The 22,385-nt window shown below is 72.3% G+C and carries 22 protein-coding genes, 1 tRNA gene and 1 pseudogene; 15 read left to right on the forward strand and 9 right to left on the reverse strand.

Translation table 11 applies throughout. The features are described 5' to 3' along the window. Positions 1-508: 508 nt before the first annotated feature. Both cobF and ACFZA0_RS24440 read right to left on the reverse strand, forming a co-directional pair. Positions 509-1,285, reverse strand: a complete 777-nt coding sequence (gene cobF, locus ACFZA0_RS24435; protein ID WP_391020640.1) for a precorrin-6A synthase (deacetylating) — start codon at positions 1,283-1,285, stop codon at positions 509-511. Positions 1,286-1,374: 89 nt separating this feature from the next. After that, positions 1,375-1,950, reverse strand: a complete 576-nt coding sequence (locus ACFZA0_RS24440; RefSeq protein WP_391020642.1) for a DUF309 domain-containing protein — start codon at positions 1,948-1,950, stop codon at positions 1,375-1,377. 101 nt (positions 1,951-2,051) lie between these two features. On the opposite strand from ACFZA0_RS24440, the gene ACFZA0_RS24445 reads away from it, so the two are divergent. Beyond that, positions 2,052-2,125: transfer RNA gene (locus ACFZA0_RS24445), tRNA-Pro, on the forward strand. A 221-nt stretch (positions 2,126-2,346) separates the two neighbouring features. Here ACFZA0_RS24445 and ACFZA0_RS24450 read toward each other — a convergent pair. Genes ACFZA0_RS24450 through ACFZA0_RS24460 form a run of 3 tightly spaced genes read right to left on the reverse strand, consistent with a single transcriptional unit; the run spans position 2,347 to position 4,315 of the window. Next, positions 2,347-3,039: a phosphatase PAP2 family protein gene (locus ACFZA0_RS24450; protein ID WP_391020644.1), complete on the reverse strand. Its 693-nt coding sequence runs from the start codon at positions 3,037-3,039 to the stop codon at positions 2,347-2,349. Beyond that, positions 3,036-3,638 (reverse strand): phosphatase PAP2 family protein, encoded by a 603-nt coding sequence (locus ACFZA0_RS24455; protein ID WP_391020646.1) that lies wholly within the window; start codon positions 3,636-3,638, stop codon positions 3,036-3,038. The genes ACFZA0_RS24450 and ACFZA0_RS24455 overlap by 4 nt, the downstream gene beginning before the upstream one ends. Continuing rightward, positions 3,635-4,315 carry a VTT domain-containing protein gene (locus ACFZA0_RS24460; protein ID WP_391020648.1) on the reverse strand — a complete coding sequence of 227 codons (681 nt, stop codon included), beginning with the start codon at positions 4,313-4,315 and terminating at the stop codon, positions 3,635-3,637. The genes ACFZA0_RS24455 and ACFZA0_RS24460 overlap by 4 nt, the downstream gene beginning before the upstream one ends. Before the next feature lie 129 nt (positions 4,316-4,444). Here ACFZA0_RS24460 and ACFZA0_RS24465 point away from each other — a divergent pair. After that, positions 4,445-4,697: pseudogene (locus ACFZA0_RS24465) on the forward strand (BlaI/MecI/CopY family transcriptional regulator); the annotation flags it as partial. Between the two features lie 433 nt (positions 4,698-5,130). After that, positions 5,131-5,499, forward strand: coding sequence for a BlaI/MecI/CopY family transcriptional regulator (locus tag ACFZA0_RS24470; protein WP_391020845.1), 369 nt, complete (start codon positions 5,131-5,133; stop codon positions 5,497-5,499). Positions 5,500-5,564: 65 nt separating this feature from the next. Here ACFZA0_RS24470 and ACFZA0_RS24475 read toward each other — a convergent pair whose 3' ends face one another. After that, complete coding sequence (locus ACFZA0_RS24475) at positions 5,565-6,131, reverse strand: hypothetical protein (protein ID WP_391020650.1); 567 nt, start codon at positions 6,129-6,131, stop codon at positions 5,565-5,567. Positions 6,132-6,425: 294 nt separating this feature from the next. On the opposite strand from ACFZA0_RS24475, the gene ACFZA0_RS24480 reads away from it, so the two are divergent. Next, a complete protein-coding gene (locus ACFZA0_RS24480; protein WP_391020652.1) occupies positions 6,426-6,662 on the forward strand; it encodes a hypothetical protein in 237 nt (78 codons plus the stop codon). 65 nt (positions 6,663-6,727) lie between these two features. Then, positions 6,728-7,645, forward strand: coding sequence for a TIM barrel protein (locus ACFZA0_RS24485; RefSeq protein WP_391020654.1), 918 nt, complete (start codon positions 6,728-6,730; stop codon positions 7,643-7,645). A 24-nt stretch (positions 7,646-7,669) separates the two neighbouring features. Here the strand turns inward: ACFZA0_RS24485 and ACFZA0_RS24490 are convergent, their stop codons facing one another. Together ACFZA0_RS24490 and ACFZA0_RS24495 are read right to left on the reverse strand one after the other, a co-directional pair. Then, entirely contained in the window at positions 7,670-8,872 is a 1,203-nt protein-coding gene (locus ACFZA0_RS24490) for a Gfo/Idh/MocA family oxidoreductase (RefSeq protein ID WP_391020656.1), read from the reverse strand. Between the two features lie 14 nt (positions 8,873-8,886). Next, entirely contained in the window at positions 8,887-9,234 is a 348-nt protein-coding gene (locus ACFZA0_RS24495) for a cupin domain-containing protein (RefSeq protein WP_391020658.1), read from the reverse strand. A 300-nt stretch (positions 9,235-9,534) separates the two neighbouring features. Here ACFZA0_RS24495 and ACFZA0_RS24500 point away from each other — a divergent pair, with 300 nt between their 5' ends. The 5 genes from ACFZA0_RS24500 to ACFZA0_RS24520 all read left to right on the forward strand — a co-directional run bounded on the left by ACFZA0_RS24500 (position 9,535) and on the right by ACFZA0_RS24520 (position 16,160). Beyond that, the gene (locus tag ACFZA0_RS24500) at positions 9,535-10,185 is read left to right on the forward strand and encodes an FCD domain-containing protein (protein WP_391020660.1); all 651 of its coding nucleotides are present in this window, start codon (positions 9,535-9,537) and stop codon (positions 10,183-10,185) included. A 158-nt stretch (positions 10,186-10,343) separates the two neighbouring features. Then, entirely contained in the window at positions 10,344-11,471 is a 1,128-nt protein-coding gene (locus ACFZA0_RS24505; protein WP_391020662.1) for a 4-oxalomesaconate tautomerase, read from the forward strand. Between the two features lie 12 nt (positions 11,472-11,483). Continuing rightward, positions 11,484-12,434, forward strand: coding sequence for a catechol 2,3-dioxygenase (locus tag ACFZA0_RS24510; RefSeq protein WP_391020664.1), 951 nt, complete (start codon positions 11,484-11,486; stop codon positions 12,432-12,434). 256 nt (positions 12,435-12,690) lie between these two features. Continuing rightward, positions 12,691-14,019 (forward strand): MFS transporter, encoded by a 1,329-nt coding sequence (locus ACFZA0_RS24515; RefSeq protein WP_391020666.1) that lies wholly within the window; start codon positions 12,691-12,693, stop codon positions 14,017-14,019. A 518-nt stretch (positions 14,020-14,537) separates the two neighbouring features. After that, positions 14,538-16,160 (forward strand): carboxylesterase family protein, encoded by a 1,623-nt coding sequence (locus ACFZA0_RS24520; protein ID WP_391020668.1) that lies wholly within the window; start codon positions 14,538-14,540, stop codon positions 16,158-16,160. A gap of 27 nt (positions 16,161-16,187) precedes the next feature. Here the strand turns inward: ACFZA0_RS24520 and ACFZA0_RS24525 are convergent, their stop codons facing one another. Then, positions 16,188-16,595 (reverse strand): cupin domain-containing protein, encoded by a 408-nt coding sequence (locus tag ACFZA0_RS24525; protein ID WP_391020670.1) that lies wholly within the window; start codon positions 16,593-16,595, stop codon positions 16,188-16,190. Positions 16,596-16,795: 200 nt separating this feature from the next. Here ACFZA0_RS24525 and ACFZA0_RS24530 point away from each other — a divergent pair, with 200 nt between their 5' ends. The 5 genes from ACFZA0_RS24530 (at position 16,796) to ACFZA0_RS24550 (ending at position 22,284) form a co-directional block, all read left to right on the forward strand. Next, positions 16,796-17,386, forward strand: a complete 591-nt coding sequence (locus ACFZA0_RS24530) for a carboxymuconolactone decarboxylase family protein (protein ID WP_391020672.1) — start codon at positions 16,796-16,798, stop codon at positions 17,384-17,386. Next, the gene (locus tag ACFZA0_RS24535) at positions 17,383-18,951 is read left to right on the forward strand and encodes an ATP-binding cassette domain-containing protein (protein WP_391020674.1); all 1,569 of its coding nucleotides are present in this window, start codon (positions 17,383-17,385) and stop codon (positions 18,949-18,951) included. Before ACFZA0_RS24530 ends, ACFZA0_RS24535 begins: the two co-directional genes overlap by 4 nt. Continuing rightward, the gene (locus ACFZA0_RS24540; RefSeq protein ID WP_391020676.1) at positions 18,948-19,961 is read left to right on the forward strand and encodes an ABC transporter permease; all 1,014 of its coding nucleotides are present in this window, start codon (positions 18,948-18,950) and stop codon (positions 19,959-19,961) included. Before ACFZA0_RS24535 ends, ACFZA0_RS24540 begins: the two co-directional genes overlap by 4 nt. Before the next feature lie 225 nt (positions 19,962-20,186). Then, entirely contained in the window at positions 20,187-21,140 is a 954-nt protein-coding gene (locus ACFZA0_RS24545; protein WP_391020678.1) for a substrate-binding domain-containing protein, read from the forward strand. Positions 21,141-21,372: 232 nt separating this feature from the next. Continuing rightward, positions 21,373-22,284, forward strand: a complete 912-nt coding sequence (locus ACFZA0_RS24550) for a LysR substrate-binding domain-containing protein (RefSeq protein ID WP_391020680.1) — start codon at positions 21,373-21,375, stop codon at positions 22,282-22,284. Positions 22,285-22,385 lie beyond the last annotated feature (101 nt).

The following is a 22,385-nucleotide window of genomic DNA, read 5'->3' on the forward strand; positions in this document are numbered from 1 at the left end:
AGAAGGCGCGGGCCGGGGCAATTCCCGCCGGGCCCCGATCCCGTTGGCTCCGGCTCGCCCCGGCGAACCTGCCGCCCCTGGCGAACCTGCCGCCTACGGCGAACCCCGCCGGTCCCGGGACACCCCGCCGCTCCCGGCGAACCCTGCGGCTCCCGGCTAACCCCGACAGCTCTGGCTCGACCCGGCCGCTGCCCTCGGCGAACCCCGCCGGTCCCGGGACACCCCGCCGCCCCGGGAAACCCTGCCGCTCCCGGCGAACCCCGCCCGCCCCGGGACACCCGCCGCCCTCGGCGACCCCCGCCGCCTCCGGCTCGACCCGGCCGCCCCCGCCGGACCCCGCCGGGCCTTCCCGGTCTCAGCCGCGGCCAAGGCCCAACCACGGTCAGGTCCCAACCGCGTCCAAGCCCCAGCCGCCGTCAGGCCTCAACCGCGGTCAAGCCCCAACCGCGGTCAAGCCCCAACCGCAGCCAAGTCCCAGCCGCTGCCAAGTCCCAACCCCGGCCCAGTCTCAGGCGTCGTCCGACGGGCGCCTGCGCAGCAGATACGTGTCCATGATCCAGCCCTTGCGCTCCCGGGCCTCGGCGCGCACCCGGACGATCTCGGGACCGGCCTCGGCTATCGGACCGGCCACGAGGATCTCGTCCGGCGTGCCGATGTAGGCGCCCCAGTAGATGTCGATGTCCTGGTCGGCGTAGCGCGTGAACGACTGGTGCGCGTCGAGCATCACGACCACGTCGTCCACCCCCTCGGGCAGTCCCTCGGCGAGCCGCCGGCCGGTGGTGATCTGCACCGGCCGGGCCACGCGGTTCAGCCCCGTGCGGTGTCTGGCCACCAGCGCGGAGACGCTGCTGATGCCGGGAACGACGTCGTACGTGAAGTCGACGGACCCGCCGGCGAGCACCTCCTCCAGGATGCCGAGGGTGCTGTCGTACAGCGCCGGATCGCCCCAGACCAGGAACGCCCCGGTCTCGTCCTCGCCCAGCTCGTCGGCGATCAGCCGTGCGTACAGGGCGGCGCGGGCGGTCCGCCAGTCCCCGACGGCGGGGGAGTACGCGGCCCCGCCGGCCTTCCGGTCGCGCTCGGGGTCGGACACCTCCGCGACCCGGTACGTGCCCGGCGGCACGTGTGCGTCCAGCATGTCCCGGCGCAACTGTGTGAGGTCGGACTTCGTCTCGCCCTTGTCGAGGACGAAGAACGCGTCCGTGCGCCGCAGCGCCTTGACCGCCTGGAGGGTGAGCTGGTCGGGGTCGCCCGCGCCGATACCGATGACCTGAATCTTTCGCACGGGCAGAGTCTGCCGCACGCCCCGGTGGGCCCGCGCACCCGTGCCCCCGGTACGGCGGCGCGGAGCGGTCGCGGCGGGCGCCGCTCCCGTCAGAGTTCGGGTTCCGGCCCGCGCAGCCGCGGTGCGCTCCGCGCCGCGTCGACAGGTCCCGCGCCGCTCTCCACGACGGCCGCGAGGTCGCGCGCCCAGGCGGTCACCCCGGCGAGGTCGATCCCGTACGGCTGCCGGCGCCCGGACCCGGACGCCCACTCCTCGACGGCCCGCGCGCCGCGCCGGAGCAGCCGGGCGCCGCCCGTGAGGTTGCCGCGCGCGGAGTGGGTCAGGCCCACCGCGAGCTGGGCCAGACCGCGCCACAGCTCGCGGTCGGCTTCGGGGCCGGCCTTCCAGGCGTCCTCGAACACCTCGTGCGCGTGGAACGGGCGGCCCGCGTCCAGCAGCGACTGCGCCTCCGCGACCGTCCGCCCGGGGGGGCGCACGATTCCCTCCGGCTGCCGCGCCACCCCGTCCGCGCCGTACGGCAACGGGCGGCCGAGGCCGTCCCGGGGGCGGGCGTTGCGGGCCCGCCCGTCGCCGTCCCGGTCCCGCGCGGCGGCCGTCCGGCCGGGGGAGGCGCTGCCCGTGCTGCCCGTACCGCGTGTGCTGTCGGTGCTGTCCGTGCTGCCCATGGACCCGATTGTCCCGCGCCCCGGCCGTCTTCGGAGCACCCGGGGCGGTGGGGTAGAGTTCTTCAGGCGTGATCACGCGGTTCACCGCGCACGAAACGCACCGGGACGTGGCGCAGCTTGGTAGCGCACTTGACTGGGGGTCAAGGGGTCGCAGGTTCAAATCCTGTCGTCCCGACTGGAGACAGTCGCAGATGAGGGCCGGTGTCGGAGGTGTCCGACACCGGCCCTCTTCCGTTTGCCGGGGCCGGTCGGGCCGGTTCCCCCAACTGTGCCGAGGGCGGTCGGCGGCGCCCGCGTACGCCGGGGACAGGCGCCGAACCTGACGTCCGCCGTCGCGGGACCGGAGGACGGGTGACGTTCCCGGCCGCCGGTTCTTCCGGCGCCGTGCGCGGCGGGTCAGCCCGGCCGGGCCCCGGAGTCCGCCGGGTCGGCCTCGCGGTCCCGGACCGCTCCGGCGGGCAGGCACCGGGCCGCCACGCACAGACATGTCGCGAGCCAGGCGCCCGCGAACAGCCATCCGCCGATCACGTCGCTGAACCAGTGCACGCGCAAGTACACACGTGTCAGTCCGACCAGCACACCCCAGACGCCCGCGAGCACGCAGACGGGACCGCGACCGCGCGGAGAGCGCAGGCAGGCCGCCACGACGACCAGGCCGGCTGTGGCGGCCGAGGTGGTGGTGTGACCGGAGGGGAACGACCAGCCCGACGCGTGTGTGGCCCAACTCCCCATCGGCGGGCGGGCCCTCGCGACCAGTGACATGACCGCGAGCCGCAGCGCCTGGCAGGCGCAGAGGCAGGAGAGCCAGAGGGCCGCCGCCGTGAGCCGCTGTCGCCGGGTTCGTCCCACGGAGAGGCCCGAGAGTGCCACGAGTACGTAGGGAACGGCGCCGGTGCCCGTGTACGTGATCCCCCGGGCCAGGGTCTGCGCGGCGCCGGGGTGGTGGCCCAGCGACCAGGACAGCAGCGCCCGGTCCGGGAACAGCGGGGCACCGCCGCGGCCGACGACCGCCAGGGTCAGCACGGTGAACGCGGCCCAGAGACCGAGGGCCGCACTGCCCGCGAACTCCACGACGGTTCTGCGCCTCATCGCAGCAACAGCCGCCGCAGGGGCGTGGTTTCCATGCGCGGGGCCAGCGTGTCCAGCCTCCGCCTGAGCAGGGCGACCGCGCCCGCGGCCACGAGGGCGCCCACCAGCAGACCGGCCACGACGTCGTGCGGGTAGTGGACGCCGACCCACACCCTCGACGCGGCCATCATCAGCGCGGCGGCGGTGGCGATCAGGCCGAGCCCGCGGGAGACGAAGAACAGGGCGACCGCCGACGCCGCGGCGATCGTCGCGTGGTTGCTGGGGAAGGACCAGTCACCGGCCGCCGGGCACGCCTCCAGAGTCGCGACGTGCGCCCCCTGGCACGGGCGGTTCTCGTGCGCGATCGATTTCAGGACGGAGTCCACCGCGTACGACAGCACCACGATCACCGGCACGGCCAGCGCGACGAGCGCCGCGCGGCTGCCGGTGCGGCGGGCGCGCCACCAGCCCAGGACCATGAGCACCGCGAACACGAGGAGTCCGTAGGCCGACCAGACCGCGATCGCGTCGTCCAGCCAGTCGGGCGCCTGGCTCGCCATGTGCACGACGTCCGTGTACGCGGGGCCGTCCGGGGGAGCGGCGAGGAACGCGGGCGTCATCGGCGTGCCTCCCCGGCCCTGGCCGCCCGGGACGCCGCGCGGGAGCGGAGCACTTCGAGGACGAGCGGCAGCAGCGACACGATCACGACGAGCGCGATCACCGGCAGCAGGTACGTGTCGATGTCGGGCACCGACGAGCCGAGCGCGTACCCGGCGAGGGTCAGACCCAGGCTCCACACGAGTCCGCCCGCGACCTGCCAGATCGTGAACGTCCGCACCGGGACGCCGAGCGCGCCGGCCATCGGGTTGAGGACGGTCCGGACCACCGGCACGAAGCGGGCCAGCATGATCGCCTTGGCGTACCCGTACCGCTCCAGCAGTTCCTCGGCGCGTTTCGCCCCCTCGGCCAGCCGGCCCGAGTCTCTGCGCGCGAGCAGGGCGCCGCCCGCCTTCCGGCCCAGCAGATACCCGGCCTGTGCGCCCGCGACGGCGCCCACCGCGGCCGCGGTCAGCAGCGGCGCGAGGGACAGGTGCACGCTGCGCCCGGAGCCGCCGGTGCACGGCAGGCCGGCCGTGAACAGCAGCGAGTCCCCGGGGAGGAAGAAGCCGACCAGCAGCCCCGTCTCGGCGAAGAGCACTGCGGCGACCCCCAGGACACCGAAGGCGGCGAGCAGGGACTGGGCGCTGAGTACGTTCACCGCCAGCTCTGACGAGGCGATGAAGGGTGGAGTCACCATGGGTGCGTGCCCTCTCCTTGGTGGATGAACGGGCACTGCGACGACGGCACCCGAGCGACTACAATGCTGTAGACGGTCTACAACACTGTAGACGAATGCGGACCGCGGAAGGTTCCTGTGGCGCGGGACATGGACGAGAGGCGTCCTTCCGGTCAGCTCGAAGCCGCAGTGATGGCGGCCCCGTGGGTCCGCCGGCGTACCGCTCACGCCGGGCCGCGCGCAGGAGCGGCTCGACGCCGACCTGGCGCGCACCACGGTCAGCGCGATCCTGTTCCGCCTCTTCGGGAAGGGGCTCGTCGGCCGGGGGACTGGTCTGGCCCGTTTCGTCGCCCGGTTGAGCACCGGTGACGAGGAAGTCCTGCGCAGGCTGCTGGAGATGGACCCATGGACCCGCAGTGACGTTGACGGCTCGGAGGTGCGGCGCTGCCCGGAGTCGTGCGGTCCCGCGGCCACGGGCGGTGCCGCCGCGGGCGGTTGATCGCCCTGGCTCCGGGGTCCCGCGGGCCGCGCTGCGCCGACGGCGGCCCTCGGGCCGCGGAAAACGGCGGGGGATCTCCCGGCGCGCGGTCGTCCGGCAGCTCACGTGAAGTCCCGTACCGGCTGTGCCATGCTCACGCTCGACGGCCCCAAGTGGCCGTCGGCGGCGGGCGGTTGTGCACCGGAACGGCCCGGTGGGGAAGCGGGGCGGGGGCCGGACCGGGGCTTCCGGTGCCGACGGGGCGGGCGCACCCGATAATGGGCGCGGAAGCGCCGTTGAGCTCCCGGGCGGAACGACCCTGCCATTCCGCGCCGCGACCTGGTGACGAGAGGGAGGGATCGTGGACGAGGGCGAGCGTCGGCCCGCGGGGGAACTGGAGGCCAGCGTGCTGGCCGCGCTCTGGGCGGCGGGGAAACCGCTGTCGACCGCCGAGATCAAGGCGTGGATGCCGCAACTGCTCGCCCGGACGACGGTGGCGACGCTGCTGGGCCGCCTCCACGACAAGGGCGTCGTCGGCCGCAGTCCCGCGAAGCGCGGCTTCGTCTACTTTCCCGTCGAGGACTCCCACGGGCTCACCGCCCGCCGTATGCACCGCGAGCTGGACCAGGACGCGGACCGGCACACGGTGCTGGCGCGGTTCGTCGAGGGTCTCAGCAGCGACGACGGTGCCGAGCTGCGGCGCCTGCTGGAGGAGAACGAGCGCTGACCGCACGGCGGGCGCCGGGCGACCGGCGCGGGCGGTCGTCCCGGGGACCGGCCGACGGCCGGGGGTCACTCGTCCTCGGGGTGCGGGGGCGGCTGCGCGGGATCGTTGAGCCGTACCAGGCGGTAGCCGTGCTCGCGTGCCGGCCGTCCCGCCGGTCCCGGCCGGCCGGACGCCGGGGCGGGGCCCCTCGGCAGCCGGGGCCGCGCCATCCGCGCGGTGTTCGCCAGCTGGACCAGGGACGGCGAGGTCCGCCACAGGCGGCGAAGCCGGTAGAGGGTGAAGCCCGCGGTGCGGGCGGCCGTCGGCCAGTCGGTGCCCCTGCTGAGCGCGACCAGCACGACGCGGATCATCGCGGGGGTCGGTTCGCCGCCGGGCGTGATCCCGTGCGCGTCCGCCAGGGCCGCCGCCGATCGCACGGCGGCGGCGAACGCGGGATCCTTGCGCAGCCAGCCCTCCAGGACCCGGTTCGGAACGCCCGCCCAGACCGCGGCCGCCTCCTGCCCGAGCCCCTGAGCCGTCGCCTGGAGCACGTCGGCCATCCGCGACAGGGTCTCGTCGCGCTGGCTCGGCTGCTCGCCCAGCGCCCTGCTCAGCTCGCGGTCGACCTCGTCGCGCCCGCCGAGCCAGGCCATGACACCGGCCGCCGGATCCGCGGGTCCCGGCCGAGGAGGAGGGGACTCCTTCGACTCGTACACCGCTCTCCAAGTTCTTCGGTCGTCCGCCGTCCGGCCCGACGGGGGCCACGGCCGCGCCCCGGTCCGCGCCGGCGGAGGTGACGGAGGAGGTGACGGCGTGACGGCGAGTCAGGCCCGGCCGCCGATGAGTCTACATAGCTGTAGACGTGCGAGGAAGGTCCCCCCGGTCGTGGGGCCGGGCGGCGTCAGCCGGAGTTGACCGCCTCCAGGGTGGTCCCTACCGTGGTCGGCATGGCGACATCCCGGCTGGCCGAGCTGCTCAAGGCGACGGAGGACGACGACCCGAGGGTCGCGCTGGAGGCGACCGCCGAGGCTGCCCGGCAGTTCGAACGGATCCAGGCCGGACTCGTGCGCTGCGCGCGTGCGCAGGGCGTGACGTGGGTGGAGATCGCGGCCGCCCTCGGTGTCAGCAAGCAGGCCGTGCACAAGAAGTACGGCGGACGCCGCCTGTTCGGCACCGAGGACTGACGGCGCCGCACCGCCCCGGCGCGGAGGCGTCGCCGGGCCCGCACTCGCACGAAGGGACGACCGAGATGACCGAGGCGACCGACGTTCCCGCTCTCGACCGCATCCGGGTCGGTTCCGCCCCCGACTCCTGGGGGGTGTGGTTCCCCGACGACCCCCGGCAGGTGCCGTGGGACCGCTTCCTCGACGAGGTGGCGCGGGCCGGTTACTCCTGGATCGAACTCGGGCCGTACGGCTACCTGCCCACCGATCCGGTGCGGCTGGCCGACGAGCTGGCCCGGCGCGAGCTGTCGGTGTCGGCCGGCACCGTCTTCACCGGGCTGCACCGCGGGCCCGGCATGTGGGACGAGACCTGGCGCCACGTCGACCGGGTCGCCTCCCTCGCGCGGGCGACCGGCGCCGGACACCTCGTCGTCATCCCCTCCTTCTGGCGCGACGACAAGACCGCCGAGATCCTCGAACCGCCGGAGCTGACCGGGGAGCAGTGGGACCACCTCGCCCGCGGCATGGAACGGCTGGGGCACATGGTCGCGGAGACCCACGGCCTCGACATCGTGGTGCACCCGCACGCCGACACGCACATCGACACCGAGGAGCACGTCACCCGCTTCCTCGACGCCACCGACCCCGACCTGGTGTCCCTGTGCCTGGACACGGGGCACTACGCCTACTGCGGCGGCGACAGCGTCAAGTTGATCGAGACGTACGGCGAGAGGATCGGCTACCTGCACCTCAAGCAGGTCGACCCGGAGGTCCTCGCGGACGTCGTCGCCCGCCAACTGCCCTTCGGGCCCGCGGTCGCACGCGGCGTCATGTGCGAACCACCGCACGGCGTACCGGAGCTGCAGCCGGTGCTGGCGGCGGCGCAGGGGCTCGGGGTGGACCTGTTCGCCATCGTCGAGCAGGACATGTACCCCTGCCCGCCGGACCGCCCGCTGCCCGTCGCCACCCGCACCCGCGCCTTCCTGCGCTCCTGCGGCGCCTGACCGGCCGCGCCCCCGCGGGCACCGCTACCCCGGCACCCGTACGTCCACCCAGGTGCCCTCCGCCGCCGAGCGTGCCATCGCGTCCAGTGCGGCGGCGCTGTGCACGGCGTCGGTGAGCGTGGCCCCGTGCGGGACGCCCTCAGCGACCGAGCGCAGGAAGCGGTACGCCTCGACCACCTTCAGGTCGTCGTACCCCATGGCGTTCGCGGCCCCCGGCTGGAACGCCCCGTACACGCCGTGCCCCGGTCCGGTGAAGACGCGGGCGACCGGCTGGTCCTGGCGGGAGGGGCCGCCGCTGACGCCCAGTTCGTTCATCCGGCGGAAGTCCCAGAAGACCGAGCCCCGGGTGCCGTGGACCGCGAAGCCGTAGTTGTTCTGCTCGCCCACCGAGACCCGGCACGCCTCCAGCACCCCGCGTGCCCCCGAGGCGAAGCGCAGCAGGCAGCCGACGTAGTCCTCGTTCTCGACGGGACCGGGCTCGCCCCCCGCGGACCGGGCGTGCCCGGCGGTCGCACCCGGGGGACGGGACCGCAGCGGCACGAACACCGCGGTGTCGGCGGTCAGCCGGTCGATGTCGCCGAGCAGGTGCCTGGCCAGGTCGACACCGTGCGAGGCGAGGTCGCCGAGCACTCCGCTGCCGCCGCGCTCACGCTCGTAGCGCCAGGTGAGAGCGGCGTCCGGGTCGGCCGCGTAGTCGCTGAACAGGCGGAAGCGGGCGTGCGTGACGGTGCCGAGGGAGCCGCTCGCGATGAGGTCGCGGGCGGCCTCGACGGCGGGCGCGCAGCGGTAGTTGAAGCCGACCGCGCCCTGTACGCCGGCGGCGGCGACCGCGTCGGCGACAGCGCGGGCGTCCGCGCAGGTCAGTCCGACCGGCTTCTCCATCCACACGTGCTTGCCGGCCGCCGCGAGCGCGGTGCCGATCTCGCGGTGCAGGAAGTTCGGCACCGTGACGCTCACCGCGCGTACGCGCGGGTCGGCGACGACCGCCCGCCAGTCGTGGACCGCCGACGCGAAACCGAACCGGGCCGCGGCCTCCTCGGCGCGGCCCGGCACCTCGTCGGCGACCGCCACCAGCCGGGGCCGTACGGTCAGCCCGGGGAAGTGGTGCAGCACGCGCGCGTACGCCTGCGTGTGCACGCGCCCCATCCAGCCGAAGCCGATCACCGCCACGCCCAGCGGTTCCCGGGAATCGTCCCGGCGGTCTTCCTGCACGGTGTGGTCCTCCATACGGGACCTGTCCCTCAGAGGCTGACCTCGTACACCTTGCGCAGGGTCTCGTGGACCGTCCAGACGGTGCGGTCGCCCGCGCGCAGGACGGCCATGTCGCCCGGTCCGACCTCCAGTGTCGCGCCGCCCTCGACCTCGACGGTGGCCGATCCGCCGATCACGACGAACAGTTCGTCGGCCTCGGTGTCGGTGACCACGCCCGGTGTCATCTGCCAGATCCCGCGCACGCGGCGGCCGTCGGCCGACTCCCACACCACCTTTCCGGTGACCTCGGGGGTGCCGGAGACGATCTGTGCCGGGTCGAGCGGTTCGGGTTCGAGGTCGGCGTCGGGTACGTGGAGCGCGAAGCTGTGCGTGGTCATGGGAGCGACCCTAGCCAGGGCCGGCCGGGCGGGGCGGCGACACAGTGTGCGGATTCCGGGGGGCCGCACGGACACATCGTCGCGCGGGACCCGGCGGTAGGTTGTCGCCGGAGAAGGCGGGCGGGAGCGAGGACGGGGGGAACCGGGGGACGCCCGGCGGCGCGCGTTTCGCCGTGCCGACGGGCTCCGACAGTGGATCGTTGCGTCCCCGACCCATGCCCGCAATATGGGGGACAAAATTGTTGACAATCTTGTTTGGCTAGCTTTAGGTTCGACACGCACTCACTCAGGGAGAGCACGATGCTGAAAGAAGCCCGGCCGAGCACCGGAGAGCAGGCCAAGCAGCACGCGTTGACGCAGCTGCGGCAGGCGATCCTGCTCGGTGAGATGGCGCCGGCCCAACGGCTCGTGGAGAACGAACTCGCCGAGCAGTTCGGGGTGACACGGGCGAGCATCAGGGCGGCGCTGATCGACCTGGCGGCGGAAGGCCTCGTGGAACGCATCCGCAACCGCGGTTCGCGGGTACGGGTGGTGACGGTCGAGGAGGCCGTCGCCATCACCGAGTGCCGCATGGTCCTCGAAGGGCTGTGCGCCGCGAAGGCGGCCCTCTCGGCCACCGAGCAGGAACTGGACGAACTCGCGGGTCTGGGGGCGGCCATGACCAAGGCCGTCGCCGACGGCGAGCCCGTGACGTACTCCGAACTGAACCACGTCCTGCACGACCGGATCCGTGAGATCTCCGGCCAGCAGACCGCGGTGGAGCTGCTGGAGCGTCTCAACGCCCAACTGGTGCGTCACCGCTTCCAGTTGGCTCTGAGGCCGGGACGTCCCCAGCAGTCCCTGAACGAGCATCTGGCCATGATCGAGGCGATCAGGGCCAGGGATCCGCAGGCGGCCGACGCGGCCGTCCGCGCCCACCTCACGAGCGTGATGGACGCGTACCGCGACTGACGCGTGCCCGGACCGGCACGGGCCGGGCGGGCCGCACCGCGCGGTCCGCGGTCCCGGTCCGGCACGCGGCGACGCGGCGCGCCGCCGGCCCCCGGGCCGTGCGGCCGCGGACATCCGCGGCGCGTGGGCGGGCGCCCGTCCACAAGGAGATTTCACCCATGACGCAGGGCAACGGGAGCCGCTCCACGACGAGTTACGAGGAGGTGCGCTGCATGCTGATGCGCGGCGGCACCTCCAAGGGCGCCTACTTCCTCGCCGACGAGCTGCCCGCCGACCCGGCGGACCGGGACGACCTGCTGCTGCGCGTCATGGGCAGTCCCGACCCCGCCCAGATCGACGGCCTCGGCGGGGCGCACCCGCTCACCAGCAAGGTCGGCGTGATCTCCGTGTCCGAGGACCCGGAGGCCGACGTCGACTATCTGTTCCTCCAGGTCGTCGTCGACCGGCCGGAGGTGTCGGACCGCCAGAACTGCGGCAACATCCTGGCCGGCGTGGGACCGTTCGCCGTGGAACGCGGTCTGGTCACCGCCGGGGACACCGAGACCACCGTCCGCATCCGCATGGTCAACACGGCGGAACTGGCCGTCGCCACGTTCCCCACGCCGGGCGGGCGCGTCGAGTACACCGGCTCGGCGGAGATCTCCGGGGTGCCGGGCACGGCCGCCGCCGTGGAGATCGAATTCCCGCAGGGCGACAGCCCGTTGCTGCCCACCGGCAACGTCCGCGACACCGTCGCCGGGGTCGAGGTGACCTGCGTCGACAACGGCATGCCCACGGTCCTGATCCCCGCCACCGCCCTCAAGGTCACCGGCTACGAGGAACCCCGGGACCTGGAGGAGGACGTCGCCCTCGCCGACCGGCTGCACGAAATCCGCCTGGAGGCGGGCCTGTTGATGGGACTCGGCGACGTCGAGCGGGCCACCGTGCCCAAGCTCAGCCTGCTCGCGGCACCGCGCGACGGCGGCGCGGTCACGACCCGCACCTTCATACCCGTCCGCTGCCACACCTCGATCGGCGTGCTCGGCGCCGCGAGCGTGGCCGCGGGCCTGCGTCTGCCCGGCAACGTGGGCGAGGACGTCGCGCGGCTGCCCGCGACCGGCGACCGCACCCGTGTCGAGCACCCCACCGGCTTCCTGGACGTCGACGTCAGCGTCGACCCCGGGGAGGGGGGCACGCCCCCCGTCGCGCGCCGCACCGCCGTGGTGCGCACCGCGCGCAAGATCTTCGACGGCACCGTCTTCCCGCGGGCCGCCGATTCCGCACCGACATCCGCACAAGGCCGTTAGGAGGAGTTGACGATGACTCCGCCCCTTGGGGACATCGCCCATCTCGGGCATGTCGAACTGCTCACCCCCGACCTCGACAACAGTCTGAGGTTCTTCACCGAGTACCTGGGTCTGACGGTCAACGGCCGCAGCGGCGACTCGGTCTATCTGCGGACCTGGGACGACTACGAGCACCACAGTCTCGTCCTCACCGCAAACGCCACCGCCGGCATACGCAGGACCGCGCTGCGCACCTCGGGGGAGGAGGCGCTCCAGCGCCGGGTCGCGGCGCTGGAGGCGGCGGGCCGGCCGGGCCGCTGGACAGAGGACGAGCCGGGCATCGGCAAGCTGTACGTCACCACGGACCCCGACGGGCACGAACTCGCCCTGTACTGGGAGAGCGAGTGGTACCAGGCCCCCGAGGAACTGCGGCCGGGCCTGAAGAACCAGCCGCAGGCCAAGCCCGGCCACGGCGTCGGCGTGCGGCGGCTCGACCACGTCAACTACCTCGCCGCCGACGTCGCCGCCAACGCGGACTTCCACCAGGACGTCCTGGGCGCGCGGCCCACCGAGCAGATCCGGCTCAACTCCGGCCGCGTCGCGGGCAAGTGGCTGACCTTCACCAACAAGTCCTACGACATCGTCTACACCGAGGACTGGACCGGTTCCCAAGGGCGCCTGCACCACATCGCGTTCGCGACGGACAACCGCGAGGACATCCTGCGTGCCGCCGATCTCGCCCTGGACACAGGGGTGTTCATCGAGACGGGCCCGCACAAGCACGCCATCCAGCAGACGTTCTTCCTCTACGTCTACGAACCCGGCGGCAACCGGATCGAGCTGTGCAACCCGCAGACCCGGCTGGTGCTCGCCCCGGACTGGCCGCTGATCACCTGGACCGAGGACGAACGGGCCAAGGGGCAGGCGTGGGGCCTGAAGACCATCGAGTCCTTCCACACCCACGGCACGCCGCCCGTCGCCTAGACCTGCGCGTTCGCCGCAACTTCCGCGCGCGGCAGCCTACTTGGGGGTGGGTCGTACACGAACCGTGTGCGGCCCGCCCCTTCGCGCATCCGGCCCCGATGGATCGTTGATGAGATTGTTGACAAAGGTGTTGACACTCTCCCGAGGTGATCTTAGGTTCTAGCGCACCGGGCCCGCCGACCGGCCGCTCACGCCGATCGGGTCCGCCTCACCGGTCCCCTCCAGGGAACGACTCCTGGACGAGAGGAAAACAACGATGTCCTCCTCACCCTCGCTCTCCCGCGGGAGCAGACTGGCCGTTCTGGTCGTCGTGCTGTGCTGGTTCGCCGTGCTCTTCGACGGACTGGACATGTTCATCTACGGCTCGGTGCTGCCGCACATGCTGGAGGAGCACGCCCTCGGGCTCACCTCCGGTCAGGCCGGCGACCTCGGCAGCTACGCCACCTTCGGCATGCTGATCGGCGCGCTCGCGGCGGGAACGGTCTCCGACCGGATCGGCCGCCGGAAGCTGATGCTCTCCTGCGTCACGCTGTTCTCGCTGGCCTCGGGCCTGTGCGCGCTCGCCCCGAACGTCATGGTCTTCGGCCTCGGCCGTACCCTCGCCGGTGTCGGCCTGGGCGGGCTGCTGCCCACCGCGATCACCCTGGTCTCCGACTACGCGCCCCGGGGCCGCGGCGCCCTCACCATCGGCATGCTGATGACCGCCCACCACGCGGGCGGCATCCTCTCCGCCTACGTGGCCCTCTGGGTGGTCGAACCCCTCGGCTGGCGTGCCGCGTTCTGGGTCTGCGTGGTGCCGCTGCTGTTCCTGCCGGTGCTGTTCCGGTTCATGCCGGAGTCGCTCAGCTTCCTGCTCGCCAAGGGCCGGGCCGACGAGGCGGCCGACCTGTCCCGGCGCTACGGCGTCGAACTGCCCGCCGCGGCCGGTGCGGGACGCCAGGCCGTCGCCGACCGCTGGAACGCGCTGCGCGCCCTGTTCGACGGCCGCGAGTGGATACAGACGCTGCTGTACTGGCTGGCCTCCTTCGGCGGACTCCTCCTCGTCTACGGCGTCGCGACCTGGCTGCCGACCCTCATGCGCGGCGAGGGCTACGAACTGGGCTCCGCCCTCACCTTCGTGGTCGTCTTCAACCTCGGCGGCATCGTGGGCATGCTGGTCGCCGGCCGGGCCGCCGACCGCTTCGGCGCCCCGCGGATCTCGGCGGTCTGGTTCGCGCTGACCGCCGCGGGAGTGTTCCTGCTCAGCGTGCACATGCCGCTGGCCCTCACGTTCGTCGTGGTGTTCCTGACGGGTGTGTTCCTCAACAGCGCGCAGGTCATGATCTACGCGACGGTCTCCATCCGCTCCTCGCCCGAGAACCGGGCCACGGCGGTCGGCTGGACCTCCGGCATGGGGCGGTTCGGCGCCGTGTTCGGGCCGTGGCTCGGCGGCCAGCTCCTCGCGAACGGCAACGGCGACTGGGGTTTCACGGCGTTCGCCATCGCGGGCGTGTTCTCCATGGTCCTCATCGGCATCAGCAGCCTGCGCGGCGCGAACAGGCCCGTGGAGGGCGCCCCGCGACAGGAGTTGACGGCCACGCACTGACGCGGACCACGACGTGCCGGCCGGGGCCGGACCGGGCGCACCGCCCGGTCCGGCCCCGGCTTCCGTCACCCCCTCGAACTGTCGACAACTTTGGTCACAACCCTTGTGGCAGGTCACGCACCGCGGTTAGCGTCGCCATGACAACGACGAACCGGAACGCGCGGCCACCGCGTCCGTGCCGGGCGCGGGCCCCGTCCGCCGCCGGCCGCTGTCCGGGCGCCGACCCGCGCCGCTCGCCCGAGGGGCGCCGCGCCCTCGGCGCCACAGGGCGGTCGCCCGCCGGAGGGAACCCGGCGGGGCACCGCACGCCCCGGCGGTCGCACCCGCGACCTCACCCACTCAAACGTGTTCCGTTCACACCCGCCCTTCCCGGCACACCTCAAGTCCGCGTCGGCGGGGACGACTTCAGATATGTCATGTCCCTGCCCGACGTGTGTCCGCATGTCCGTCCGCACGTCCGGAGAAAGCAGGGAGCGATGACTCGGTCGAGAACCCGCGGCAAACTTGCCGCCGCCCTCGTGAGCGCAGGCCTGGTCTGTCTCGGACTCGTGTCACCCGTGGTGGCGCAGTCGCAGAGCGGCCCGACGGCCCAGCGGTCGGCGGCGCCCACGTCAACGGTCGTGAAGACCACCGGGGGCAAGGTCCGGGGCCGCAGCCTGACCGGCTACGACGCATGGCTCGGCATCCCCTACGCCGCCGACCCCACCGGCGCCGACCGCTGGACCGCGCCGCGCGCCGCCGCCGCGTGGACCGGGGTGCGCGACGCCACCGGGTTCGGCGACCGCTGCGCCCAGGCGAGCGGCTGGGACCCCGGCTACGAACGGACCACCCTCACCGAGGACTGCCTCTCGCTCAACGTGTACACACCGCACGGCACCAGGGGCGGCCTGCCCGTGGTCGTGTGGATCCACGGCGGCGGCTTCACCGGCGGAGCCGGCCAGGACACCGACCCGCGCAAGTTCGCCCAGCAGGCCGGCGCGGTCGTCGTGACCGTCAACTACCGCCTCGGCGCCCTGGGTTACCTCAACCTTCCGGAACTGGCGAAGGAGAGCGCGAACGGCGCGGGCAACTACGGCCTCCTCGACCAGCAGGCCGCGCTGCGCTGGGTGCGCTCCAACGTCGCCGGCTTCGGCGGAAACGCGGACGACGTCACCATCGCCGGCCAGTCGGCGGGCGGCACCTCGGTCTGCGCCCAGCTCGCCTCGCCCACCGCGAAGGGCCTGTTCGACCGCGCGATCATCATGAGCGGAAGCTGCGCCCTCACCTCGGTCACCGCCGCGCGCACCGCGAGCGAGGCCTTCGTGCGGCAGATCGGCTGCGCCGGCGCCGCCGGGGTCCTGGCCTGCCTGCGCGGAAAGTCCACCGCCGACATCGTCGCCGCCCAGCAGAAGGCCGGTGTGCGGCCCTCGGTGGGCGGCGCGGCGTTCCCGGCCGACCCGGCGACCGCCGTCCCGGCCGGGAAGTTCAACCGCGTCCCGGTCATGCTGGGCCAAGTGACCAATGAAAGGGCGCTGTTCACGTTCCAGAACTACGACTACGCCGGCAAGCCGCTGACCGCCGCGCAGTACGAGGCGCTGGTGGCCTCCTCGTACGGGGCGGACGCGGGCAAGGTGCTCGCCGAGTACCCGGTGGCGGACTACGCGACCCCCGGCCAGGCGTGGACCGCCGTGCAGAACGACGACACCGCCACCGTGCGGCGCACCCTCATGGGTTCGCTCTCGCGGTACGTCCCCACGTACTCCTACGAGTTCGCGGAGAACGACACCCCGCAGTTCGCGTCGATCTACCTGCTCCAGCAGAAGAGCGACACGGCCAGGGCGTTCCCGTTCGGGGCGACCCACGTCGACGACCTCGGCTACCTCTGGGACTACCTCGGGCAGACACTCCCGTACGACGACGACGAGTTGGAACTGTCGAACCAGATGATCGCGTACTGGGGGACGTTCGCCGCCACGGGTGACCCCAACGGCCCGCACACCCCCCGCTGGCCCGCGTACGGCACCCGCACCGACACGATGATGCGGCTCGTGGCGTGCGACACCTCGCCGGCCTCCGGTGCGCCCCCGGCCGCCTGCTCCGCGGCGGGCACCGGCTTCGCGGCCGAGCACCGCACGGCGTTCTGGGAGGGCCTGGGCGCCTGAACCACCTTCGGCCGGGGGCCTGTTGGGCTACTTGCCCATCTGGTCCTCGGCCGACAGGTGCTCCACCGTCACCCCGGTCTCGGTGAACGTCCGGGTCACGTGGCCCGACGAGTACACCCACAGGATGCGCAGCGGCACGTCACCGGTGTTGCGGAACAGGTGGGGGACGGGCGAGGGCACGTACGTGGTGTCGTACTGCTCCAGCTTCGTCACCTCGCCGTCGACCACCACCTCCGCGCTGCCCTCCAGGACGGTGACGTGCTCGTCGCAGTTGTGCGAGTGCAGCGGGGCGCCCGAGCCGACCGGATACACGCTCATACCGCTGGTGATGCGGTTCTCGCCGCCCGCGGACGACGTGGTGATCAGCGGCGTCGTCACGACGGCGCCCCCTCGGTCCAGCAGGGGGACGTCCGCGACCTTGATGATGGTGGGCATCCGGGTTCCTCTCGACGGTGCGGTGTTGCGTCGAACGACGTTAGGTGTCCGCCCCGTGAATGGGTGCCCCCTCCCGTGCAGGTTTACCTTGCGCTCCGGGAAGGGCTGGCTTCTTGAACCCGGCTGTAGCGTCGGCGGCGTCGCACGGTCCGTGGATCCGTGCGTGTAACGCGCCGGAAAGAAAAGGCAGGTACGGCCCCATGAGGCTCCCCGTTCTCACCGAAGAGGAAATGAACCCCCGCCAGCAGGAGCTGGCGGCCCGCATCACCGCGCGCCGCGGTGCCGTGCGCGGCCCCTTCCGGGTGTGGCTCAACAGCCCGGACCTGTGCGACCGCGTCGAGTCGCTCGGCGCCTTCGCCCGCTTCGACTGCAGCCTGCCCAAGCACCTGCGGGAGCTGACGCTGCTGATGGCGGCCCGCAACTGGGACGCGCAGTACTCCTGGAACGCCCACGTGCACCAGGCGATCGAGGCCGGCGTGCCGGAGACGGCCGTCAAGGCCATCGCGGAGAAGCGCCCCGCCGCGTTCGACAACGCCAAGGACCAGGCGTTCTACCAGTTCTGCCGGGAGATCCTGGAGGAGCACTTCGTCTCCGACGAGACGTTCGCGGCCGTCCAGGAGCACTTCGACGCGACCGCGCTCGTGGACACCATCGGCGCGCTCGGCAACTTCACGATGCTCGGCATGTGCCTGAACACCTTCCAGGTGGACCTCCAGGCCGACAAGCAGCCCCCGTTCCCCGACATCCGCGGCTACGGCCGTGTCGCACCGGACGGGGAAGACACTCCATGACCTCTCTCAGAGACCGGAACCCGGAGGGGGGAGGCGCCCCCGCACCGTCCGTCGCGGACGGCAGGGGCGCCGGGGTGCCGGAGGCCGTCGTGCGCGTACGGGGTGTCACCAAGAGCTTCGGCGGGGCGGCCGCGCTCAAGGACGTGGACCTGGACCTGTACCCGGGTGAGATCCACGCCCTGATGGGCATGAACGGCGCCGGCAAGTCGACGCTGGTGCAGGTCCTCTCGGGGATCCACCAGCCCGACTCCGGCACCGTGGAGGTGAACGGGCACACCGAGCACGGACTGACCGTGCGCAGGGCCCGGCGGCTCGGCATCTCGTCCGTGCCGCAGCGGCGGGAGCTCGCGATGGGGCTCACCGTCGCCGAGAACGTCATGCTCGGCGACCTGCCGAGGCGGGCCGGCGCGGTGCACTGGCGCCGGGTCCGCTCGGAGGCCCGCGCGGCCCTGGCCGCGCTCGGCATCGACATCGACGTGGAACGCGTCGCGGGCTCGCTCACCGTCGCCGAACAGACGATGGTGGAGGTCGCCCGCGAGGTCCGCCGCGGCGGGCGGGTGCTGATCCTGGACGAGCCGACCGCGTGTCTGAGCGCGGAGGCCGCCAACCAGATCAGGGCCCTGGTGCGCACCCTGCGCGACGAGGGTGTCGCCGTGGTGTACATCTCGCACTACATCGACGAGGTCATGGCGGTCGCCGACCGGCTGACCGTGCTCCGGGACGGGGCCGTGGTGCGCAGCGCCCCGGCGGCCGAGATGGACCCGGCGCTCCTGGTCCGCTCGATGGTCGGCAGGGACGTCGTGTCCACCCGCCCCGAACGCCCGGCTCCCAAGGCGGAGATCGGCCTCGCGGTGCGCGGCCTCGGCGACGGACGGGCCATCCACGACTTCGCCGTGGACGTCCGCAAGGGCGAGATCGTCGCCGTGCTCGGCCCGGCGGGCGACGCGCAGTCCCGCCTGTTCCACCTGTTGTCGGGGCGCGAGCGCCCGGCGGCGGGCGCCGTGCACGTCGACGGCAGGCGGATACCGCCGGGCCGGGTCGCGCACGCGCTGCGCGGCGGTCTGCGCTGCGTCACCGGAGACCGCAGGACCCTCGGCCTGGTGCCGGGGCTGACGGTGGACGAGAACCTGATGCTGGCCGGCGACCGGTTCGCCCGCCGCCGCCTGCACCGCACGACCGCCCTGGCCCGCCGCGCGGCACCCGTGCGCACCGCCTACGGCGTGGTCGCGCTGTCCGGCAACCCGCCCGTGGGCTCGCTGTCCGGCGGCAACCAGCAGAAGGTCCTGCTGGGCAAGTGGCTGGAGACGGAACCCGTCGCCTGCTTCCTGGAGGACCCCACCAACGGGGTGGACATCGCGGCGATGGCGGACATCCACGTCCTCGTCGACGACCTCGCCTCCCGGGGCGTCGCCGTGCTCCTCGCGTCGTCCTCCGCGGAGGAGGTCATGCGCCTGGCCGACCGGGTCGTCGTCGTCCGCTCCGGACGTGTCGTCGCCGAGCACGCCATCGAAGACATCACCCACGACGAACTCGTCGCCACCGCCCTCGGAGGACAACCGCAGTGAGCGTCAAGACACTTACCGACGGTCCGGACCTCACGGAACCGGGCGCGGCAGCGGGTTCCCGGTTCTCGCCGGCCGCGCTGGGGCGGATACCCCACATCGGACTGATCGCGGTCCTGGTCGTCGTGATCGTCGCCACCGCGACGCAGACCGACTCGTTCACCACCACGAACAACATCGTCAACGTGCTGCGCCAGGTCAGTGTGACCGCCGTGATCGCGGCGGGCCTGACGCTGCTGATGACGGCCGGCGGCATGGACTTCTCCATGGGCAGCAACGTCGCCGTCACCACCGCGGTCGGCGCGCAACTGCTCTCGCACGGCCACTCCACCCTGTTCACCATGGTCGCCTCGATCGTGCTCGCCACGCTTCTCGGCCTGGTCAACGGGCTCGTGGTGACCTTCACCAACGTCGCCCCGTTCGTCGCCACCCTCGCGACGGCGACGCTCCTGGACGGAGTGGCCCTGCTCGTGCTGAACGGCATGAGCGTGTCCATCGGCACCAAGATGTTCGCGCTGGGCAACGACAAGGTGCTCGGTGTGCCGTACCTGCTGGTCGTGGCGATCGTCGTGCTCCTGGCGACCGCCCTGGTCATGCGGTTCACCGTGTTCGGCCGCGACGCCTACGCCATCGGCGGCAACGAACACGTCGCCCGCCTGTCCGGCATCAACGTCACCGCCCGCAAGCTGTCGCTGTACGCCGTCACCGGCGCGCTCTCCGGTCTCGCGGGCCTGATGCTGCTGTCCCGGCTGGGCTCCAGCAGCCCCGGCACGGGCGGTCTCACGCTCCAGCTCACCGCCGTGGCCGCGGTGGTGATCGGCGGCACCTCGCTGGCCGGCGGCCACGGAACCGTCGTGGGCACCGCGCTCGGCGTCGTCCTGCTGGGCGTCGTCGCCAACGCGCTCAACCTCGTGCAGGTCTCCAGCTACTACCAGCAGGTCTCGGTGGGCGGTGTGCTGCTGATCGCCGCCGTCGCCAACGAGATGCACAAGGCACGCGCCGCGCGCGGCTGACCGCGCCGCACCTCCCACGCGGGACGCGACTCCCCGGCCCACGGCGGCACTTGGAACCCGCCCCGGGCCCCATCGGCGACACCCGGAACACGTCCGGACACACCCCGGGCGCACCTCGGGGCACGTCGCCGACGCACCACGGCACCAACCGTGGCACTGAACCACGCCACTGAACCATTCCTCTGACGCTCCGTCATGAAATCCGCTCAGGAAAGGCGTTACACCATGAGACTCTCCGTCCACTCCCGCAGAGCACTGTTCGCGGCTGTCGCCGGCACCACCCTCGTACTGGCCGGCTGCGGCAACGACGGCGGCGGCAGCGGGAGTTCCGGCGACAAGACCCTCGGGTTCGTCAACGGCGGTGACACCGAGTTCCACACGTGTCTGCAGAAGGCGGTCCAGCAGCAGGCCAAGACCGACGGAGCCAAGGTCCTGACGGCCAGCTCGCACCAGGACTCCGGGGCCGAACTGTCCAACATCGAGGACATGATCTCCCGGAACGTGGACGCGCTGATCGTGCAGACGGTCAACGTCGACGCCCTCAAGGGCGACATCGCCAAGGCCAAGGCCTCGAACATCCCGATCTACCTGACGTCCGTCGCCACCAGCGACGTCGACGACATCCTCGGCGCGGCCGTCGTCGACCTCGGCAAGGTCGGCGCCCTCGACGCCGGCTGGGTGTCCAAGGACGCGGGCGGCAAGGACGTCAAGGTCGGCATCGTCGCCGGTGCCCCCGGTGCCGCCTCCGACCTGCTGGTCAACGGCTTCACCAAGGCCCTGCCGGCCAACGCCAAGGTCGTCGCCAACCAGCCCGGCATGTTCAACGCGGCCAAGGCGCAGGACGTCGCCGAGAACATGATCCAGGCCCAGCCGGACCTGGACTACGCCTTCGTCGCCAACGAGGAGATGGGTCTCGCGGTGCGCAAGGCGTTCGACGCGGCGGGCGCCAAGGACGTCAAGATCGTCACGGTCAACGGTACGGACGAGGGCCTGGCCGCCGTGAAGGACGGCAGGTTCTCCGCGACCGTCGCCAACTCTGCCATGAGCATCGGCCAAACGGCGGTCAAGAATTCGATAGGACTCCTTGAAAAGAAGAAGGTTGACAAGATTGCCAACATTCCTCTTGTCTTGGTCACCAAGGACAACGTGAGCGAGGCCCCTCAGTACTGCCCGAAGTAAGGTGAACGGGCCGCCGCCGGGAGCGGTGCCCCACTGATCCGAGTCCTGAGCCGCCCGTCCGCCAGGTGTCCGGAATGCCTTGACAGAGCCGCTGTGAAGGCATTCCGGAGTGGCGTGATCCCACGTCCAGCACATGCCGTGAGTCCCGTCTCCGGGCGACCACCCACCCGCACTAACGTACGACCGGCGTGGCCGGGGGCACCCCTGGCAGCCCGGGTTCTCCGGAGGAAACATGGACCGCTTGCTCCTCATGCACAGCTTCGTCACCGTCGCACAGGCCGGCAGCTTCAGCGGCGCCGCCAAGAAGCTGGGCTCCTCGGGGTCGCTGGTCTCGCGCCACGTGGCCGAACTGGAGCGTCAGGTGGGCGTCCGCCTGGTCAACCGCACCGCCCGCTCGGTGAGCCTGACCGAACCCGGCCAGCGCTACGCGGAGTTCGCCGCGCGCATCCTCGAGGAGATCGACGCCGAGGACGCCACCCTCGGCCAGCTGCACGACCGTCCCGAGGGCACCCTCAGCATCATCTGTCCCAAGTGGATCGGCAGCCTCGACCTCGGCGACGCGATAGCCGCCTTCTCCGCCGCACACCCCAAGATCCACGTCCGCTTCGAGCTGGGCGGCATGTCCGACCGCACGTACGACTTCCTGGACAGCGGCTTCGACGTCGCCTTCCACACCCGCGACCTCCGGGACTCCAGCGTCCGGCTGAAGAAGATCGCCTCGCTGCCGTTCGTGCTCTGCGCCTCCGAGGGCTACCTCGACCGGCAGGGCCCGCTCACCGAGCCCAACGGCCTCGCGCAGCACGAGTGCCTCGTGCACGTCAACGACCCGGTCTGGCGCATCGGCCACGGTCACGCGTCCACCCTGCACAAGATCCGCAACGTCGCGTTCTCGTCCAACTCGTACATCGCGCTCCAGAAGGCCGCCCTCTACGGCCGCGGCATCGCCCTGCTCCCGCAGCGCCCGGCCTACGACGACCTCATGTCCGGCGCCCTGCGCGTGCTGCTCCCGGAACTCACCGTGCCGGACCGCCCGCTCTACGCCATCTACGGCCCGGGACAGGCCACCCCGCGCAAGGTGACGGTCTTCCTCGACTTCCTCACCGAGTGGTTCTCCAGCAACCCCATTCCCGCGATCGGCCACTGACCTGCGGCGCAGCCGTTCCCCGCGGGGGCGACCCAGTGTGCAAGAAACGATTGCAATGCCCGCGTGACGTGGCTGTTGAGGCTGCCCGACGGCCAAACCTA

The organism is Streptomyces sp. NPDC008150, assembly GCF_042956945.1.
Lineage (GTDB): Bacteria > Actinomycetota > Actinomycetes > Streptomycetales > Streptomycetaceae > Streptomyces.

Bases quoted from the DNA above. Each gene is read 5' to 3' on its own strand.
- ACFZA0_RS24530 (WP_391020672.1), top strand. From the start codon at position 16,796: ATGAGGCTCCCCGTTCTCACCGAAGAGGAAATGAACCCCCGCCAGCAG.
- ACFZA0_RS24535 (WP_391020674.1), top strand. From the start codon at position 17,383: ATGACCTCTCTCAGAGACCGGAACCCGGAGGGGGGAGGCGCCCCCGCA.
- ACFZA0_RS24490 (WP_391020656.1), bottom strand. From the start codon at position 8,872: ATGGAGGACCACACCGTGCAGGAAGACCGCCGGGACGATTCCCGGGAA.
- ACFZA0_RS24510 (WP_391020664.1), top strand. From the start codon at position 11,484: ATGACTCCGCCCCTTGGGGACATCGCCCATCTCGGGCATGTCGAACTG.
- ACFZA0_RS24480 (WP_391020652.1), top strand. From the start codon at position 6,426: ATGGCGACATCCCGGCTGGCCGAGCTGCTCAAGGCGACGGAGGACGAC.
- ACFZA0_RS24505 (WP_391020662.1), top strand. From the start codon at position 10,344: ATGACGCAGGGCAACGGGAGCCGCTCCACGACGAGTTACGAGGAGGTG.
- ACFZA0_RS24495 (WP_391020658.1), bottom strand. From the start codon at position 9,234: ATGACCACGCACAGCTTCGCGCTCCACGTACCCGACGCCGACCTCGAA.
- ACFZA0_RS24515 (WP_391020666.1), top strand. From the start codon at position 12,691: ATGTCCTCCTCACCCTCGCTCTCCCGCGGGAGCAGACTGGCCGTTCTG.
- ACFZA0_RS24460 (WP_391020648.1), bottom strand. From the start codon at position 4,315: ATGGTGACTCCACCCTTCATCGCCTCGTCAGAGCTGGCGGTGAACGTA.
- ACFZA0_RS24485 (WP_391020654.1), top strand. From the start codon at position 6,728: ATGACCGAGGCGACCGACGTTCCCGCTCTCGACCGCATCCGGGTCGGT.
- ACFZA0_RS24450 (WP_391020644.1), bottom strand. From the start codon at position 3,039: ATGAGGCGCAGAACCGTCGTGGAGTTCGCGGGCAGTGCGGCCCTCGGT.
- ACFZA0_RS24455 (WP_391020646.1), bottom strand. From the start codon at position 3,638: ATGACGCCCGCGTTCCTCGCCGCTCCCCCGGACGGCCCCGCGTACACG.
- ACFZA0_RS24545 (WP_391020678.1), top strand. From the start codon at position 20,187: ATGAGACTCTCCGTCCACTCCCGCAGAGCACTGTTCGCGGCTGTCGCC.
- ACFZA0_RS24525 (WP_391020670.1), bottom strand. From the start codon at position 16,595: ATGCCCACCATCATCAAGGTCGCGGACGTCCCCCTGCTGGACCGAGGG.
- ACFZA0_RS24475 (WP_391020650.1), bottom strand. From the start codon at position 6,131: ATGGCCTGGCTCGGCGGGCGCGACGAGGTCGACCGCGAGCTGAGCAGG.
- ACFZA0_RS24440 (WP_391020642.1), bottom strand. From the start codon at position 1,950: ATGGGCAGCACGGACAGCACCGACAGCACACGCGGTACGGGCAGCACG.
- ACFZA0_RS24550 (WP_391020680.1), top strand. From the start codon at position 21,373: ATGGACCGCTTGCTCCTCATGCACAGCTTCGTCACCGTCGCACAGGCC.
- ACFZA0_RS24500 (WP_391020660.1), top strand. From the start codon at position 9,535: ATGCTGAAAGAAGCCCGGCCGAGCACCGGAGAGCAGGCCAAGCAGCAC.